The sequence below is a fragment of the Lachnospiraceae bacterium JLR.KK008 genome, assembly GCA_037015955.1.
In the GTDB taxonomy this organism is placed as follows: domain Bacteria; phylum Bacillota; class Clostridia; order Lachnospirales; family Lachnospiraceae; genus VSOB01.
On record CP143548.1, the window covers coordinates 354,327 to 367,338 of the forward strand.

A 13,012-nucleotide genomic window follows, 5' to 3' on the forward strand; every position below is an offset into this window, starting at 1 on the left:
AGATGGAGCTTGTAATTGCAGAGAAGCCGAGCGTGGCACAGAGCATTGCGGCAGTTCTTGGTGCCACACAGCGTAAGGACGGTTATTTGGAAGGCAATGACTATCTGGTATCATGGTGTGTGGGACATCTGGTAGAACTGGTACAGCCGGAAAGCTATGAGGAAGCATGGAAGAAATGGAGTTATGACAATCTTCCGATCATCCCACAGGAATGGCAGCATGAAGTGAAAAGTGATACGAAAGCACAGTATCAGATTTTGAAAAAACTTATGCATGATGACAGGGTGGATGCAGTCGTGTGTGCTACCGATGTTGGATAGTGCGGAGGGGTGACAAGCAAATACAAATAAAAAGGGACTTCCTCAATCCTTAAAAGACTATGACAGCAACGGTTATAGTCTTTTTTCATGCGGTTATTACCGTAGGAAATGAAAGTGTATTCTCCAAAACAGAGAAATACCCACCCACAATATTCCGCAATCCAAATATCCGACAACTAACGGACAAAAATCAAAAACAGCTACTTTCATAAGTGGCATTTTGTTTATATTCATTATTTGGCAGATATATCTATCAATCATATCAATCAATATTTATACATCTAACTTTTGATGTACCACAGGGAGGGAAAAGACCATGAACAAAGAGCAGGAACAGCAGATTTTGGACTATTACAGCACCACAGACAAATATATCCACAGCAAGTTACATTCTAATGCGCATCAGAGCGTATTTACCAAAGAAAATGATAAATACCAGTGGCTTGTATTGGAGCAGAAAAGCCAGTGCGAAGTTGAGGTAAGGCAGACCGACAGGCATGGAACAATCACAGCGAGGGATAACTACGAACTTACAAGAAATATTCCTAAGTGCGTGGGCGTGGAACGCTTATGTGAGGGGACAAATATACAGATACCCTTTAATGCTGATGAAATCAATCTGATTTATCAGTTCGGGGAACAGAGCAAGGCGGAAACGTGCGCCAGTTTATCCGCAATCCTGCCACAGATAAAGGACAGTGACACCAAGCAGATTGTAAGCACCACTTTGAAGAAATTAAATTCCCTGTCAGAAGAAAGCTGTATGGAACTAACAGCCACCACCAAAAGACGGAAATTGACCGAGCGTGACCATTCCATAAAGAAAAGATTAGCCAAAGCAAAGGAACAGTCAAAACAGCCGACAGTTGCCGAGGGGAAAATGCACAGAACCCACAGCAAGGGAAAGGGGGATATGGCATTATGAAACTGTCACGATATGAGCAGGAAACGATTGTCAATTACAATGCAGGAGAACAGACAGCTACAGTCTATACAAGGGATAAGGCAGTTATGAGGAAACTTGACACGCTTGTTGCCGATTTTCCCGATACATACAAGCTGGTGAATAAGGACGAAATATCTAAGACTTATTCTTTTCCGAAATCATACGTCAGCTACCGTAAGCCGAGGATATTAAGTGAGCAACAGAGAGAACAGGCAAGGAAACATATGCAGGAAATCAATTCAAGTGAATTTTAATGTGTGTGGCAATATTGCCAATATCCGAAAACCATTTGCCTTTAGTTAGAGAATATGCTATAATGTCATAAAATTTGTTTTTGGAGGGAAAAAGTGGACGACGACTCAGACGGTGATGCGGATTCAATTCCAAATTTGATAGTATGCAATCTAAAATTAAGAGCATGGTTATGTGCAGAACAGCATATAGCTATGCTTTTTGTTATCTTTTTTACGGGGGAGGAAAAACATAAATATGTGAAAGCGGTGATTTGGTAAGAAAATGAATTGATATTATAGATATAGAAAGATAAGAGGTAAAAAATGGAAAACGAGACAATTTCACTTATAATAATAATCACGGGCATTATTATGTCCGCATATTTTTCAGCAACAGAAACAGCATTTTCTTCATTAAACAGGATACGCATTAAAAATATGGCAGAAAAGGGAGATAAAAAAGCCTGTTTGGTAATGCGTTTATCCGAGAATTATGACAGCCTGTTGTCAACTATTCTTATTGGAAATAATATTGTAAACATTGCGAGCGCATCTTTAACAACAGTATTATTTGTTAAAATGTTGGGTGATGAAATCGGTCCGAGTGTATCTACTGCTGTTACTACAATCGTAGTGTTGATTTTCGGAGAAGTGTCACCAAAAAGCATTGCCAAAGAATCACCAGAAAAGTTTGCTAGGTTTTCAGCACCTTTCTTAAATATGCTCATGGTATTGCTTACCCCATTTAACTTTTTGTTTGGACAGTGGAAAAAGTTGTTATCCATAATAATTAAATCAACTGATGAAAGTGGAATTACAGAAGAAGAACTATTATCCATAGTAGAAGAAGCAAAGCAGGACGGAGGCATTGATGAGCAGGAAAATATGCTCATTCGGAGTGTGCTTGAATTTACTGAACAGGAAGCTGTTGACATATTAACTCCAAGGATTGATATTACTGCTGTTTCAACAGAAACAACAAAAGAAGAAATTGCTACTGTTTTTGCTGATACAGCTTATTCAAGACTTCCCATATTTGAAGATACGATAGACCATATAGTTGGAATAATCTATCAAAAAGATTTTTACAATTATGTATATCGTGCCGATAAGGAAATATCCGAAATTATCCGACCAGCCTTATTTGTTCCACAGAATAAAAAAATAGGCATATTATTGAAAGAATTGCAGAATAAAAAAATACATATTGCAGTTGTATTAGATGAATATGGCGGAACAGTGGGGATAATCACATTGGAAGATATTTTAGAGGAACTTGTAGGAGAAATTTGGGACGAATATGATGAAGTCAGTTCAGAAATTGAAAAGAAATCAGAAACGGAGTATATAGTTTTAGGCAATGCAGACATTGATAAAGTATTTGAGGTATTAAATATTGAAGTTGCTGATGAAGAAGTACAATCAGGAATTATAAATGGTTGGATAATGAATGAGTTAGGGCGAGTGCCCGAAAAAGAGGATTGTTTTGAATATAAAGGGTATCAAATAACTGTATTGGAAATGAATGAGAAACGAGTAGAGAAAGTTTTATTTGTTAAAAAGAAAAATGAATGATACGTTATAAACTTTTTTGGTATGTGTATGACAAAATTTTTTTGACCAGCGGAAAAAGGACGTATAAAACTGAATATTGTTTACTTATGGTAGCGATTTATCCTAACAGAAAATCAGCTACCTTTTTTATTTTCAAAATCATAAACACAACAAAGAAAGAATGAGGTATTAAAAATGATTGAGAGCAAAAACGAAGCAAACAGAAATTTAGAAAAGGCTTTACAAGCATTGGAACAGGCAAAACAGCGTGTAGCCAATGAAAAGAAAAAGCAGAACGAGAAAAAGCGGAAAGCCGAGAACCACCATAAGTACATCATGGGCGGCATTATCGTGAAGTATTTCCCCGACTGTTACAGCTATGACGAGGACGAGTTAAACCGTATCTTATCAGCGGCATTACAGACAAAGGAGTGTCAGCAGGTTATCGCTAAAATCAAGTCGGAAAGCCGAGAAACCACTCCCCCACAATCCACTATCCCCAATGCCGAAAATGAAAGAGAGGGCGATACGGAATGACAAGAGCCGAGAAATCGAAAAGCCGAGGTAACATATTCACCCCGTTTACGGGGTGCGCACAGATATACCACCAGAGGTGGTATGTGCGCTCTCCGAGGGGCAAGTTTCACTTGCATGGACTCCTGCGGAGGGCGTTGTCTGCCTTGCGGCAGCCAAAAGGGGAAACGACAATTCCCCTTCGCAAGCTGCGCTTGCTACCCTTTAGTGAACTTTGCGTTCAGATAAAGGCTAAAGAACAGCCTTTATCTGCCCACAAAGTCTATGAGTGCGCCCCTATACCCTGTCGGCAGAATGTAGGTGTTGCGCATGGCTAATGTTACGAAACAGGCAAGCACACGTTTTTCCATTGTCAGGCGGAGCAAGGGGCAGTCGGCAGTCGAGAAAGCATCATACATCAGCAGGAGCATTCTTGTCAGCGAGTTTGACGGGCAGACCTACCGCCCGAAATACCATGAAGATTTAGTCCACAGTGAAATCACTCTCCCGCCCAATGCGCCCAAAGAATATGCAGACCGAGCCACCTTATGGAACGCTGTTGAACTGGCAGAGAAAGGACAGAAATCACAGCTTGCGAGAATGTTGAAAGCGTCACTCCCCAACGAATGGAGTTATGAACTTGCGGAGGAAGTCGTGAGGGATTATGTGCAGAGGAATTTTGTTGACAAAGGAATGTGTGCTGACTGGGCAATCCATGACAGCGAGAACGACAAAGGACAGCGCAATCTCCATATCCATGTAATGCTTACCCTGCGCCCTCTTACGGAAAAAGGGGAATGGGGAGCGAAACAGAAAAAGGTGTATGACCTTGACGAAAACGGGGAGCGTATTCCCATCATTGACAAAAAGACAGGACAGCAGAAAGTTGACAAGCGCAACCGCAAACAGTGGAAATGCCACACCGCCGACAGCACAGACTGGAACAGCCAAGAAAACGCCAAGATGTGGCGAAAAGATTTAGCCGACACAATCAATGCCACCAATGAGCAGTTGGGGATTGCGCTACATTGGGAACACCGCTCTTTTAAGGAACAGGGGATTGACAGAGAGCCGACAATCCATATCGGTGCGGTTGCCAACGCTTTAGAACGCAAGGGCATACAGACCGAGAGGGGCAACATCAATCGGGAAATCATCAGGAACAATATGCTGTTGGAACAGGCGAAAGAAATGCTCATGTTTGCCAAGCAGGAAGTACACAGCGCACAGTACGAAAAGATTAAAAATACAGCGGTCAGCGTGAAGAATGAAGTCATGGAGATGATTGCAAAAGTGAGGGGGCGCAAAGGCAGATTAGACTTGCCCATTGTCAGCGGAAAACATCTAAGAAAAATAGCCGACAGAACCGCCTTGCAGTCAGCCGACAATGCGGAGAAATTCATCACGACAAGGAAGATAGACAGCTTTGAAAGCCTTGTGAACTTTACAGCGGATAGGGAACAGAAATACAGTCAGCTTGAAACAGTGCATTTGTCAAAGGGGCAGAAACTAAACCGATTAAAGGAACTGTCAAAAATGTATGCCCTCTATGCACCAATCCAAGCCACCTATAAGGAGAGCCAGTCACTCAAAGGATTTGCGAAAATGAAATACGATAAGGAGCATAAGGACAGCTTATCAAAGTACCCCGAATTAAAGGAGCGTATGCAGAGCCTTTTACAGAACGGCGAGAAGATAACGCCGAAACAGTGGAAAGCAGAGATACAGTCTTTGCAGTCTGAATATGACAGTATCGGCAAAGAGCAGACCAAGACCGCCACAGAATTAGCGTATGCCGAGGTAATCAGCTATAACAGGAAGAACCTTGAGAGGGAACTTCAGAACGAGAACCGACAGCATAACAGGCAACAGAGCAGAACGAAACGGAGGGAGGAAGAAATTTAATGGAAATATGAGTGTGATTATGGTATTCTGTTAGAGGTAAAAATCAAAAGTTGCAAAGGGAGTGAAATTGAAATGTGCATGGAATGTTATATTAGTGAAAATAGAATAACACCACTATTAAATCCATTGGATTGCTTAGCAAATCATACACAATACATTTGTGGGACTTGTGGGCGGTGCATTTGTATTGAACATGACCCCAAGCGTGGGTTGCAACGGTGGAATTTCCCTTTTAAGTCGTTAGAGATTGCAAAATTATATTTGCGCACTGCTGATTACAGTATGAAGAAACCATGCGGTATTTATGAGATAAAAAGTGAAAACGGCAGACTTTCATACAAAATCTTTGCGGACAGTGAGGACTTGCTATTATATCTAAAAAAGAACAAAGGAAAAACTTGTGATAAAATGAAACCTATTTTCATTGTTGAAAAATACAAAGAATATGCAAACACGCAAGTAAGAAAACTAACATCTGATGAAATACAGAAATATATGTCAGAGAGATAAATTTCATATTCTCTAAACAACCATTATCACAATCACAACTGAATAAGTAACACAGCGTCAGAGCGTATAGAAAACAAATCTATGCGCTCTATTTTATTGTAAAGGAGCAGATTTATGAGCAAAGACAGCAATACACAGCATAGAGCCACCCGACAGCACCCACCCACAAAAATTATCGTGGAAAGGCACTATGTAGGTACTGAAAAAATGGAAACGGTATTCAAGCGGATAGCCGAGGAACAGATAACAAAAAGGGTTAAGGAGATAGCGGAAAACAGCGTAAATTAGCACTGGAAACGGAAAAGGGAATATAGTATAATAGGAGTTGAGAGGAAGTCCCTTTTCATCAAGGAGGACAAAATGAAAAGGGCAAAACTGAATAACGACAAAATCACTGCTTTATATTGCAGGCTTTCCAAAGACGACGGCACGAACAACGAGAGCATGAGCATCAGCACACAGAAAACCATGCTGAAAGATTATGCAAAGCGCAACGGTTTTCTGAACTGCCAGTTCTATGTTGATGACGGTTACAGCGGTACAAACTACGACCGCCCCGCATTCCGACAGCTTATCGAGGACATACAGGACGGGGAAGTGTCAACGCTCATCACAAAAGACCTGTCACGTTTGGGGAGGAATTACCTTGAAACAGGTACTTATATCGAGGTGTTTTTCCCCAACCATAACGTGCGGTATATTGCAATCAATGACGGCGTGGACTCCATAGACAACGCACAAATGGACATTACACCGTTCCGCAACATCATCAATGAAATGTACGCAAAGGACACGTCAAGGAAAATCAAGAGCGCACTCCACGCAAGGAAAATGCAGGGCAAGTATATGGCTACTACCGCCCCATTCGGTTATCAAAAAGACGAGAAAGACCATAACCACCTTGTCATTGATGAAGTGACCGCCCCCATTGTGGAACTGATTTTCTCAATCGCCGAGGAGGGCGTGGGGCTTCACACTATCTGTAACCGCTTGCGCAAGGCAAAGGTCATAAAGCCGAGTTTCTACAAAAAAGAAATGTTTGAGCGGTACACTGATGAGGAAAAGATGTATGACTGGGACACCGCCTATGTCAGCAAGATATTGCATGACCCCGTTTATGCAGGAAACCTTACCGTAGCGGAAAGACCGACCAAGACCATGCGTTCCAAGAAAAGACAGTATATCCCGTATGCGGAGCGTGAAGTTATCTATGGCACACATGAACCGATTATCGAGCAGAGCCGTTGGAACACCGTACAGAAGATTTTGGAGAGCAGACCGCCCGTTATCGGGGAAAGTTCAAGCGGATATGACAACATTTTCCGAGGGGTTATCAAATGCGCCGATTGTGGGAGTGCCATGCTTGCCAAAGTCGAGCAGAAAAGAAAGCGTAACAACGTACTGGACAAGACTTTCTACTGCTGTACCAAGTACCGCAAGTTTGGGAAAGAGGGTTGTTCATCACACACCATTGAGGCGAGGACGGTTCACGAAGTTGTGCTTGCAGACATTCAGAAACACGCAGGACAGGCACTGGCGGACAGGAAAGCTATGGTAACGGAGATTGCCGAGCGTCTTAATCTCCAACTGTCAGCGGATAAGGAACAGCAGAAAAAGGAACTAAGGCAATGTAAACAGCGAGTGTCGGAAATAGAAAACCTGTATGCCAAACTGTATGAGGACTTGACAAGGGAACTGATAACAGAAAAGCGTTTCCAAATGCTGTCGGCACGATTTGACAGCGAGCAGGAAGAACTGACAGCCAAGATAAAGGAACTTGAAAAAAGTGCCATAGCGGACAAAGAACAGTTATCTTCCATTGAGCATTTTGCAGAGCAGATAAGCGGTTATGCAGGAATAACGGAACTCAATTTTAAGATAATCAACCAACTTATAGAAAAAATTCTTGTTTCTGAACCCGTAGAAGTTGACGGGCAGAAAATTCAACGACTTACTATCCATTACAAGTTCATAGGGGCACTGGAAACCCTTGAATAATGGATATTTTCTAAGTCACCTATTCCAACTATCCAACAGATGCCGGAAGGGAGGGAGAGCTGATCTTTCGCCTGACCTACAACATGGCAGGGTGCAGAAAACCGATGAAACGATTATGGATTTCTTCCATGGAGGAGAGTGCTATCCGTGACGGCTTCCATAATCTTCGTCCAGGCAGTGATTATGACAATCTGTACAAGTCAGCACTATGCAGGCAGGAAGCAGACTGGCTTGTGGGTATCAATGGCACTAGGCTTTTTACGGTATTGTATGGTGGCAAGGCATTAAAGGTCGGCAGAGTGCAGACACCGACACTTGCCATGCTGGTAGACCGTGAAAGTAAAATCATGAATTTCAAGAAAGAAGCCTATTATATGGCTCATATCATGGAAAATGGTCTGGATGCTGTATCGGAGCATATCAGTGATAAAACGGAAGCAGAGAGGATTGCAGGAGCCTGTGAAAACGGACAGGCTCTTGTCACTTCTGTGATAAAGGAAGAAAAGTGGGTGGCACCACCGAAACTCTATGACCTTACCACACTCCAGAGGGATGCAAACCGTCTGTTTGGCTTTACTGCCAAGCAGACATTGGAATATACGCAGAGCCTTTATGAGAAAAAGTTAGTAACATATCCGAGAACAGACAGCCAGTACCTTTCCGATGACATGGAGGGAACAGCGAAAAATGTGATTGAAGCAATTTTCAATTCGCTGTTATTTGAGCAGAATATCATGTTCAATCCAGATATTAAAAGAATTTTGAATAGCAAGAAAGTGACAGACCACCATGCAATCATTCCGACCATGGAGATCATCAAACAGGACTTAAAGGTGATTCCTGAGAGTGAAATGAAGATCCTTTCATTATGTGCGAACCGTCTGTTGTGTGCAACCGGGGAGAAGCACATTTATAATTCCACAAAGGCAGAGCTTACCTGCAACGAGATTGTGTTTAAGGTATCCGGTAAGGAAGTATGGAAAAATGGATGGAAGGAATTTGATGATTTCTTCAAAAATTCCTATAAGACCACAGAGGATAAATCAGATGCCGAGGAAGAAAAGAAGCTGCCGGAGCTTCGTGAGGGCATGACGATTGCAGTGGAGCAGACAAAGGTTTCCGAGCATTTCACACAGCCACCGAAGCATTATACTGAAGATTCCCTTTTGTCGGCAATGGAGCGAGCCGGAGCAGAGGATATGGGTGATGAGGTGGAGAGAAAAGGACTTGGCACACCTGCCACCAGAGCCGATATCATAGAAAAGTTGGTAAAAGACGGATTTGTGAAACGTGAGAAAAAGCAGATGATCCCGACAGAGGACGGAATGAAGCTGATCACGATACTTCCAGATGTAGTAAAATCTCCGAAACTGACCGCTGACTGGGAGAATGAGCTTACTCTTGTATCCAAAGGAGAAGTTGCTGCAGAACAGTTTATGTCAGGTATTGAAGCAATGGTAACTGATCTTGTAAAGACCTATCACAGCGTTAGTGATGAACATAAAGCCATGTTTGGCACAGGCAAGGGTGGACAAGAAGTGCTAGGCAAATGCCCGAAGTGTGGTGCTGATGTAGTCAAGGGAAAATTCGGAGCGTATTGTACCGGGAAATGTGGCATGAATGTTGGCAAGGCACTTGGGGTAACACTTTCCGATACACAGGTCAAGAGCCTGCTTCAAGGGAAAAAGATACTTGTAAAAGGTCTGAAGGGCAAGAAAGGCAGCTACGATGCTTATTTGATTCCAGAGAGGATAGAGGAGTTTTCTTACACGAAGGACGGTAAAGAAATCAAGGGATTACAGTATAAATTTAAGATGGAATTTCCAAAGACGAAAGGAAAGCAGGGGTAGGAAAGAGCTTTTTGGCGTGGTATAATTTATAAGACGATGTAGAGTTGAAAAATGCATAGGAGTGATTAAATGAAAGCACATAAAGTACCAGCGACATATTATGCCTCATGGAAGATTCCGGGAAAGAACCATAGTTTTTATGTTTTTTATAAAGATAAATTGTATAATGAAGGACAAAGCAAGAGTTATAAGGAAGTTGACAAGATAACTCAGGAGCATTCATTTTTCATGGAAGAAAATTTTTACTATTTAGATATTAAGAATGTGCCGGGATTGACATATAAACTGCAAAATGAAATAGAAGAATTTTTAACTAATGGTGCATATAGTATTAAGTGTCAGGATACTTTGGATGAAGATTGTGCTCCCGATTATCCAGTTATTGAAATTAGAGATTATAGTCAATTTATGTATTGGCGTGATCGTATGGATTCATGGATAATTAAAGATTCTGATGGAAACAATGTTACAGTTGATGCTTTCAAAAATGATTTAGGTACATATTTGTTTGGTAAAGTAGGAAAAATTATTGAAGAAAACTACTTTGCAAATGAATTAGAATCTAAGTGGAATGTAATAAAGTCGGAAATTGAAATTCAAAGAAATTCGGGTGATGATTTTGCTTTAGTACATCAAGATGATTTGTTAGAGTTTTTTATTGTCCAATATCTTAGGCTAGAGGGGGTTATAGAAGAATATATTAAGCCGACGCTGGGGATTTTTAGGGATGTGTTTTCATCTATGGGATATGAAGATTCTGAATTAGATAAAATGAAAAATGAGGGACTATTAGCACCTGAATCATATTTTTATGGGGCATTGTTAGATGCTGCACGAGGTGACAAAAAAAGACTCCAGAAGCATATGGATTCAATTAAACAAAATTATGTTATTGATTTATTAAAGGCTGAAGAAGGAATTTCATTTATAACATCGACAAAACCATGTGTAGTAATGAAAATGGAAGGAACATTTAAAGCTGAAATGATTTTCCCGGTAACTCCGCAATATTGTATTAGATTTATAGGAAACAAGTTGGCAGGAAATAGAAGTGGAAAATTTTATGAAATTAAATCAAGTGATGTGAAGGTTATAAATCGAAAGATTATTTCAGAATCGAAAAATATTGTTATGAGTGATTCAAAAATAATATCGGACAGAATATGATAGTTATCTGTAATGAATAAAATTTATCAACACAGCGTCAGAGCGTATGGGAAAACCTGTACGCTCTAATTTTTATCAAAAAATGGAGGAAAACCACATGGAAGAAACAAATGTAACAATGACAGCAGCGGAAATGCAGGGCGAGCCTGCAGCAAAGGAAAATGAAACAAAGGCGGAGAAGTTTATCCGCATTGGCGAGTACCGCATGAATAAAGCGGTGGATGCCATTGGCAGACTGGAAAATCTTGCGAACCGCAGTTCCTATGAATATACACAGGAACAGGTGGATGCTATGTTTCAGGCATTAGAGGGGAGGGTTGCGGAAGTAAAATCAAGATTTGCACCGAAAAAAGCACCGGAAGGCAAGAGTTTCAGCTTTGGTGCAATCGAATAATTGCAACAATCAATCATGGAAAGGCAGTCATGTAGTTTATGTGGCTGCCTTTTTGTCGTATCTATGACAGGAAGGAGAACTGTGTGAGAAAATATGATTTTATATCGGCTCTGGCAAAAGAGACAGCAGCCGAGGTTGTCAAAAATCGTGAGGAATGGATGAAATACCTGACCACAGCGGCAAGATTGTATAAGTATCCGTTCCGGGAACAGCTTTTGATCTATGCACAAAGACCAGACGCAACAGCTTGTGCTTCCATAGAACTGTGGAATGAGCGTATGCACTGTTGGGTAAATAAAGGTGCAAAAGGTATCGCACTTTTGGATGAGGATGACGCACATGGAAAGCGTCTGAAATATGTATTTGATGTGTCAGATGTCCATGCGGCAAGGAGAATCGGACGGTATCCGGAACTATGGGAATTACATGAGGAACATAAGGAAGATGTAATTAAGCGTCTGGAGCAGACTTATGGTGCTACCGATGATAAGAAGCTATTTGAAGAAAGACTTATGGAGTTAGCTGACAGGATTGCAGCAGATTATTATGAGGAATTGTTGCCGGATTTGCAGTACATGATCGAGGGCAGCTTCCTAGAAGGACTGGACGAGCAGAATGTCGGTATCCGTTTAAGAGATACTTTATCTGAGAGTATTTCTTTTACACTTTTATCTGCCTGCGGTGCAGATATGCAGGAGTATGGTTCGGAGTTTGCTTTCGATTTTATCCATGAATTTAATTCCATGGATACCCTTGCGGTACTTGGAGATGCAGCTAATGAACTTGCAAAACCGGTACTTTTAGAAATTGGAAGAACCATAAGGGCATATAACAGAAGCCACGAACAGGAACAAACAGAAAATTTAACGCAGAAAGGACTTGCAAATACTTCTGAAATAGAATACAATGCGTTAAAGCGTGAAAGCGAGAGCGGACATGAGGAATATATTGACAACAATCAAAACAGCGTAGAAAGGGGCAATAGCAATGAATCTGACATACGAGAAGAATGGGGATTATCTGATCCCGACATTACAGGCGGACAGTCAGCCGGAGGGAACCGTAACGAAGTACGGAATGATGAGGGAGACTTATCTGAAGGAGAACCACAGGGGCGTGTACTCAGCGTTTCTTCTGAAAGGGACATTGAAAGAACACCTGCTGACCATTCAGAAGCAGGCAGAGGAGAGAATGGAGAAGCTGACAAGCCAGATGGCGGCAACCGAGGGAGTGACAGAACAGCTCAAGGAAGCCGATCAGATGCTTTGGGTAGCGAAGATGAACAGCATTCGGAACCGAGCAGAGGAAGTGGTTCTGGGAGAACTGGTTTACAGTCTGTAACAGATACCGATGATCTTCTCCGGGGAGACGCAGCGGAACCCACCTTTACACAACTCAGCCTGTTTCCTTCTTTTGAGGAGCAGGTCGGAACAGTCGCAGCAGCGGAAGCAAGTATGAAATATACCATGCCCGCTGCTTTTTCTTTGCCACAGAATGAGCTTGAAACCATTCTTCGCAGTGGTGGAGGAAAACAGCACAGCAGAAAGCGTATCTTTGCAAAGTACACAGAGGGCAGAAATGCCGAGCAGATGGTGGATTTTCTGAAAAATGAGTACGGACAG

Annotated in this window: 13 protein-coding genes and 1 pseudogene; all 14 read left to right on the plus strand. The window is 41.7% G+C overall.

Annotated elements, in window-relative coordinates; translation table 11 throughout:
* The first annotated feature begins 2 nt into the window (after nt 1-2).
* Nucleotides 3-317, plus strand: a pseudogene (locus tag V1224_01785) (toprim domain-containing protein).
* 319 nt (nt 318-636) lie between these two features.
* On the plus strand, nt 637-1,245 hold the full coding sequence (locus tag V1224_01790) for a transposon-transfer assisting family protein (protein ID WWR16212.1): 609 nt from the start codon (nt 637-639) through the stop codon (nt 1,243-1,245).
* Entirely contained in the window at nt 1,242-1,520 is a 279-nt protein-coding gene (locus V1224_01795; GenBank protein ID WWR16213.1) for a hypothetical protein, read from the plus strand. Before V1224_01790 ends, V1224_01795 begins: the two co-directional genes overlap by 4 nt.
* A 93-nt stretch (nt 1,521-1,613) precedes the next feature.
* Nucleotides 1,614-1,778 carry a hypothetical protein gene (locus V1224_01800; protein ID WWR16214.1) on the plus strand — a complete coding sequence of 55 codons (165 nt, stop codon included), beginning with the start codon at nt 1,614-1,616 and terminating at the stop codon, nt 1,776-1,778.
* Nucleotides 1,779-1,823: 45 nt separating this feature from the next.
* Complete coding sequence (locus V1224_01805) at nt 1,824-3,074, plus strand: hemolysin family protein (protein ID WWR16215.1); 1,251 nt, start codon at nt 1,824-1,826, stop codon at nt 3,072-3,074.
* Nucleotides 3,075-3,248: 174 nt separating this feature from the next.
* On the plus strand, nt 3,249-3,590 hold the full coding sequence (locus V1224_01810; GenBank protein ID WWR16216.1) for a hypothetical protein: 342 nt from the start codon (nt 3,249-3,251) through the stop codon (nt 3,588-3,590).
* A gap of 306 nt (nt 3,591-3,896) precedes the next feature.
* A complete protein-coding gene (locus V1224_01815) occupies nt 3,897-5,471 on the plus strand; it encodes a MobA/MobL family protein (protein WWR16217.1) in 1,575 nt (524 codons plus the stop codon).
* Between the two features lie 72 nt (nt 5,472-5,543).
* A complete protein-coding gene (locus V1224_01820; GenBank protein ID WWR16218.1) occupies nt 5,544-5,981 on the plus strand; it encodes a hypothetical protein in 438 nt (145 codons plus the stop codon).
* Between the two features lie 114 nt (nt 5,982-6,095).
* Nucleotides 6,096-6,269 (plus strand): hypothetical protein, encoded by a 174-nt coding sequence (locus tag V1224_01825; protein ID WWR16219.1) that lies wholly within the window; start codon nt 6,096-6,098, stop codon nt 6,267-6,269.
* A 72-nt stretch (nt 6,270-6,341) separates the two neighbouring features.
* On the plus strand, nt 6,342-7,979 hold the full coding sequence (locus tag V1224_01830; protein WWR16220.1) for a recombinase family protein: 1,638 nt from the start codon (nt 6,342-6,344) through the stop codon (nt 7,977-7,979).
* Nucleotides 7,980-8,062: 83 nt separating this feature from the next.
* The gene (locus V1224_01835; GenBank protein ID WWR16221.1) at nt 8,063-9,829 is read left to right on the plus strand and encodes a DNA topoisomerase; all 1,767 of its coding nucleotides are present in this window, start codon (nt 8,063-8,065) and stop codon (nt 9,827-9,829) included.
* A gap of 69 nt (nt 9,830-9,898) precedes the next feature.
* Nucleotides 9,899-10,996, plus strand: a complete 1,098-nt coding sequence (locus V1224_01840; protein ID WWR16222.1) for a DUF4238 domain-containing protein — start codon at nt 9,899-9,901, stop codon at nt 10,994-10,996.
* Between the two features lie 97 nt (nt 10,997-11,093).
* Entirely contained in the window at nt 11,094-11,390 is a 297-nt protein-coding gene (locus V1224_01845) for a hypothetical protein (GenBank protein WWR16223.1), read from the plus strand.
* A gap of 987 nt (nt 11,391-12,377) precedes the next feature.
* A complete protein-coding gene (locus V1224_01850; GenBank protein WWR16224.1) occupies nt 12,378-12,731 on the plus strand; it encodes a TnpV protein in 354 nt (117 codons plus the stop codon).
* Nucleotides 12,732-13,012: the final 281 nt, after the last annotated feature.

Coding starts and splice junctions, on each gene's coding strand:
- V1224_01790 (WWR16212.1), top strand. CDS start 637: ATGAACAAAGAGCAGGAACAGCAGATTTTGGACTATTACAGCACCACA.
- V1224_01795 (WWR16213.1), top strand. CDS start 1,242: ATGAAACTGTCACGATATGAGCAGGAAACGATTGTCAATTACAATGCA.
- V1224_01805 (WWR16215.1), top strand. CDS start 1,824: ATGGAAAACGAGACAATTTCACTTATAATAATAATCACGGGCATTATT.
- V1224_01810 (WWR16216.1), top strand. CDS start 3,249: ATGATTGAGAGCAAAAACGAAGCAAACAGAAATTTAGAAAAGGCTTTA.
- V1224_01815 (WWR16217.1), top strand. CDS start 3,897: ATGGCTAATGTTACGAAACAGGCAAGCACACGTTTTTCCATTGTCAGG.
- V1224_01820 (WWR16218.1), top strand. CDS start 5,544: ATGTGCATGGAATGTTATATTAGTGAAAATAGAATAACACCACTATTA.
- V1224_01825 (WWR16219.1), top strand. CDS start 6,096: ATGAGCAAAGACAGCAATACACAGCATAGAGCCACCCGACAGCACCCA.
- V1224_01830 (WWR16220.1), top strand. CDS start 6,342: ATGAAAAGGGCAAAACTGAATAACGACAAAATCACTGCTTTATATTGC.
- V1224_01835 (WWR16221.1), top strand. CDS start 8,063: ATGGCAGGGTGCAGAAAACCGATGAAACGATTATGGATTTCTTCCATG.
- V1224_01840 (WWR16222.1), top strand. CDS start 9,899: ATGAAAGCACATAAAGTACCAGCGACATATTATGCCTCATGGAAGATT.
- V1224_01845 (WWR16223.1), top strand. CDS start 11,094: ATGGAAGAAACAAATGTAACAATGACAGCAGCGGAAATGCAGGGCGAG.
- V1224_01850 (WWR16224.1), top strand. CDS start 12,378: ATGAATCTGACATACGAGAAGAATGGGGATTATCTGATCCCGACATTA.